The organism is Candidatus Glassbacteria bacterium (assembly GCA_019456185.1).
Classification (GTDB): domain Bacteria; phylum Gemmatimonadota; class Glassbacteria; order GWA2-58-10; family GWA2-58-10; genus JAJRTS01.
Map to the genome: position 1 here is coordinate 6,166 of VRUH01000086.1, position 4,669 is coordinate 10,834.

The following is a 4,669-nucleotide window of genomic DNA, read 5'->3' on the forward strand; positions in this document are numbered from 1 at the left end:
CCGAGCCGGGGGAGAAATTCAGCCGGCCGTTGATCTGCTGCAGGCGGAGGTTGATCGCCGAGATAACACCGGCACCGCCCGAGACCGTAAGCACTCCTTCCAGTTGCGGATTTGACGCCGATCCGCTCAGTTTGACATCGCCGTTGAGTTTTCCCTCCGTGATCGGCAAAGCCAGGCTGCGGATCGAGGTAAGCGGCAGGTTTTTCAGGCTGGCCTGGATGGCGACCGGTTCGTGCCCCCAGCTGGCGCTGTCGGCATAGCTGCCGATCAGCTCGAACGGCAGACTGCCGCTGAGCGTGCTGCGCGTGCTGTCAGCCATCATCATCAGCCTGTCGATCAACAGCCGGTTGTTTTCGAGATGAGCCTCGGTTTCAACCCGGTCCATCCGTAAAGCCGCCAGTTCGAGGCTGTCGACCGATGCGCGAAGGCTGCCCCTGGGACTGAACAGTTCGCCGGAAAGCGAAAGCTGGCCGGTGAGTCGGCCCGCCATCGGCGGCTGGTTCTCGATAAACGCAGGCATCCGGGCCAAGTCGATTCCGGTGAATGCGACATCGGCCCTGCCCCATTCAATACCCGCGTAACTGGCCGAACCCGACACGATTCCCCCCAGGGTGCTTATTTCAGCGGCCGGGACCTCGATTGTATCCCCGCTGAAGAATACCTCGAGTTCGGCCGTGGAGGACGCGACCCGTCCGAGGAACGAGGCGGTGAGGGAATCCAGGGTCATCGTTGCATATTTTCCGCGCCTGGCCGGATTTTCCGCCGCATGGTATGTCCCTTCGGCGTAGAGCGAAATGCTGCTGTCAACCGTGAGTACCAGCGGATTGAAATTGAAAGTGACCGTGTCGGGAATCGTCCCGACAATCAACAGGCTGTCCCATTGCCGGCCGAAAAACTCAAGTTCACTGAAATTCAGATTCACCTCGCCGCTCAGGCTGTCCAGCATGTTCTGCAGGCGGCAGTCGCCTTCAAGGCCGGCGAACATCAGTTGCCTGTACGAACCATCGCTTACGGTGAACGAGCCTTTCAGCTGGGGGTCGCCGAGATAGCCGGTGAGCGTACCGCTGAAATCCCCGGTTCCGCTCAGGGAATCAAGCGGGAGATAGCGTTCGACCAGTTCCAGGGGCATCTGCTCCACAATCACGAACAGGAACAGTTCCCAGGCGTCCACATCGCCGATAGCGGTGGCCGCGGCCGGACCGGAGTTGAGGGCGAACCTGTCGATCCGCACTTTGTAATCGGCGTAATTGAATGCGGCCCCCGCCGAGTCGATCCGGAAACCCTCGAAATCACCCCAGGCCTCCAGCGCCTCTCCGTTGAGAGTCATTGTCTCCGGGTTGAACCCCTGACCGCTGAGCACGAAGCTGCCGTTTATCCTGCCGTCGAGTCTCTCCAGGGGTCCGATCCCGAGTTTGGCGATATCCACATCCCTGACTTCGGCGTGCGCGGTGTATCCCTCGTCCTCGCCGCCGAACCGGAATGTCACCTCGGCGTCCATAACCCGGCCGCCCCAGGTATTCAGGGAAATTTTATCGAACGTAAGTCTGCCGGAATCGTAGAGCAGCCGGCAGGACACGTCGCGCGTCGGATAGCCGAACAGATCTCCGCTCTCCATGGCGATATCGCATTCGACGGTGGTTGAATCGAACGTACCGGCAATCAGGGCGGAGACCCGGGTCGTACCTTCAAGGTAGTCGTCCAGGCCGAGTTGGGGCGGGAGATGGTCGAGTTCCAGTCTGCCGGGGGATATCGCAAAGTGAAAATCGCGTTCGCCGAAATCGATATACCCGTCGCCGGTGAGACCTGAGGCGCCCTTGACCATGTGGGCGTTTCTCATCCCCAGAAGCTTGCCCTTGATCGTGTAGATGCCTGTCACTTTTACGCTGCCCAGCGACCAGTATGACGTGGTCAGCGAGGAGCCGTGGACCTCGATCACGTTCTCGCCGGCGATCCGGGTGAACGAGCAGTCCAGGTAGTTGACGTGGTTGTTGATTGGTTTGCTGTCGATATCGACCAGCTTGATCTGTATGTCCTGCAGAAGGCAGGCCCCGATCCTCACGCTGGTCCCGTCGCCGCCCTTACCGTCGCCAGGCTTGAAAATACGCTCGATATTCGACGGCCCCTCGCCGTCAAGCTCCCGGTGGATCCAGACTCGGCCGCCGTAAAGCTCGACCGCCGACAGGTTGACCCCGCCGCGGCCGATCAGGTGCAGGGGGTCGAGCTTGACCTCGGCGCGCTTGCAGCTCAGGAACAGGCTGTCCTCAACAAACGGATCGTGGATCTTGAGGTCGTGGAAGATGAAATGGCCAAGGTTCACTGTTTCAAGGCTGGAGAAAGTTACCTCAACCGCGAACAGGCGTTTGGTCTGCAGCTTTACGTAGTGGCTGAAGAGCATCAGCACCTCTTCGCGGTTGAACAGGTAAAAGCCGTAGAGCAGCAGGGCCGCGACAGCTGCCAGCAGCACGGCAACGCGTATGCTTCTGGTCAGCGGCCGCCCGATCCACCGATGGACAAACCCTTTGCGTGTCGGGCTTACAGGTTTGCCCGTTGAGGACTGCTCGTTTTCTGCCTGCCCGTCCGGTTTTTCTTTGTCGCTGTCCTGCGCCATGCCGCAAGTACCCGTGGTTCAATACTCCGCTTTCATGCAACGGATAAGCATTAGAAGGCGTGTCCGATTCCAAAATGGATCCGGCCCCAACTGTCGCGTTCTTCTTCGATTTGGTCTCCTGCCCGTTCTACCCTCGAGGAGCGGAAATTGTTCAGCTTGAAAGCAAAATCAATCCGCAGGGGGCCGATCGGGGTATGGTATCGAGCGCCGATCCCGGCGGTTGTCAGCAGCCGGAACCGGTCGTCGAAATGAAGCTCATCGAACACGTTGGCCGCATCCAGAAACAGCACTCCCCCGAAACTGCTCCAGACCGGGAAGCGCAATTCGAAATTGGACTCCACCAGCACGTTGCCCGGCACGTTCCGGTCGTTGAGCGGGCCGAGAGAAAGCTCGCTGTAACCCCGCAGGCTTTTCGCCCCGCCGATATTGAACGCCTCGGTAGGCGGTACGCTGGCTGTTCCGCCGAACTCCCTGACCGTGCCCAGCTTGACCCTGAAAGCCACGATCAGCGGGGTGTTGTTCCCCAACCGGTAAACCGGGTAGAGATAGCTGGTTTCAATACTGAAGCGGTAGAAGCTGATCGAGCCGGGCAGCAGCGGTCCGCCGGCGAGTGTGGAGCGGGCCACCACCAGCACTCCCTTCTGCGGGTTGAACCGGTCGTCGCGCAGATCGAACATCGCCAGCGGTGAGATCAGGTTCGTGATATTATTGCCGCGGTTATCGACTGTGCTCTGGTCGGCCGTGGAGGTGTCGACATTGAAGATATTACGCTGGTTAAGCTCCAGCAGCAGGCTCAGTTCACGGCGCTGGGTGATCATGTTGCGCAGCAGGATGTTGACCGCCAGCTTTTCCTCGTCATGGTGCGAGTAGCTCACTTTTTCGAACAGCCCCGTGGTGCTGGCCTCGATCTTGGAATTGAGGAAATAGGGCTGGCGCAGAGTGAGTGACGAAGAGTACGAGTATTCATAGGCCGGAGTCTGCTCGAACGGCTGGTAAGTAATCCGGGTGAGCTGCAGCAGGCTCAACGCCCGGTCGGCAAGGTTGTAATGCCCCCATTCGAGCCAGCCGCGAAGGCCGTCCACATCACCCAGCCCGCCGCCGACGCCCACGGAGCGGAACTCGCCCTCGACCATCGTGATCTCGACATCCACTACCGAGCTGTCCTCGCCATGGAAAATCAGCTCGTGACGGATGTCGTTCAGGATGCCGATCCGGTAGAGATTGGCTTTGCTGCGCCGCATTTTCTCTTCGCTGTACGTCTCGCCGGGCCTGATTTCCAGCGCCCTGTGCACGACACTTGTCTTGATATTGTCGTTGCCGGAGATACTGATTTGGCCGACATATACCTGCGGACCCTCGTCGATGTCGAAGTAGACCTCGGCCTGACGTTCGCTCTGGGGGAAGTAAAACCTGTCGTGAACCCGGACGTGAAGGTAGCCGTGCTGGTGGTAACGGTCGATGATGCGTTGTTTGAGGACGTTCAACTGGCGGGCGTCGAGCGGCCGGCCTGTCCGGACATCAACCAGCTCCACCAGGCTTGTGGAGGCAAACACGATGTTGCCGGCGGTCTGGATACTGGCCAGGATGGTCTGCTTCCCTTCGCGGATCGTAACCGTAACGTCCACCCGCTGGTTCTGCAGGTCGATCTCCTTGGCGAACTCGTCCACCTCCGCCTGCAGGAAGCCGCGGCTGCGGTAGAGGGCGATCAGCCTGGAACGGTCGTCTTCGATCATCCACTCGGCGTAGGGTTCGCCCCGCTTGAGCGACAGCACCTTGCGCAGCCTGTCCCCGCCGACCTGCTCGTTACCCTCGATCCTGATCTCGCCGACCCGCCACTGGGCGGCGAGCGGTGCGGCGGTAAAGAGTACAATCAACAGCAGGCTTAGCTGAATGCAGGATATCCATCCCGAATTGATCCGGTCCGGTACAAAATTGATGTCGCGTCTTGCCAACCCTGGTCTCTCCCTCTCCCGGCAGCGGCGGCTGACCTTCTATCATACTGTAAAGTTATAAGTTAGCGCGCCCGTGGGTAACAGTCAAGTAAGGGGACTGTATGATATG

The 4,669-nt window shown here is 59.6% G+C and carries 1 protein-coding gene and 1 pseudogene (1 of these 2 cut by a window edge); both read right to left on the reverse strand.

From position 1 onward, the window contains the following. Positions 1 to 2,608 (reverse strand): annotated as a pseudogene (locus FVQ81_17355) (hypothetical protein); it reaches 50 nt to the left of the window's first position. 50 nt (positions 2,609 to 2,658) lie between these two features. Next, positions 2,659 to 4,560: a BamA/TamA family outer membrane protein gene (locus FVQ81_17360; protein ID MBW7998299.1), complete on the reverse strand. Its 1,902-nt coding sequence runs from the start codon at positions 4,558 to 4,560 to the stop codon at positions 2,659 to 2,661. Positions 4,561 to 4,669 lie beyond the last annotated feature (109 nt).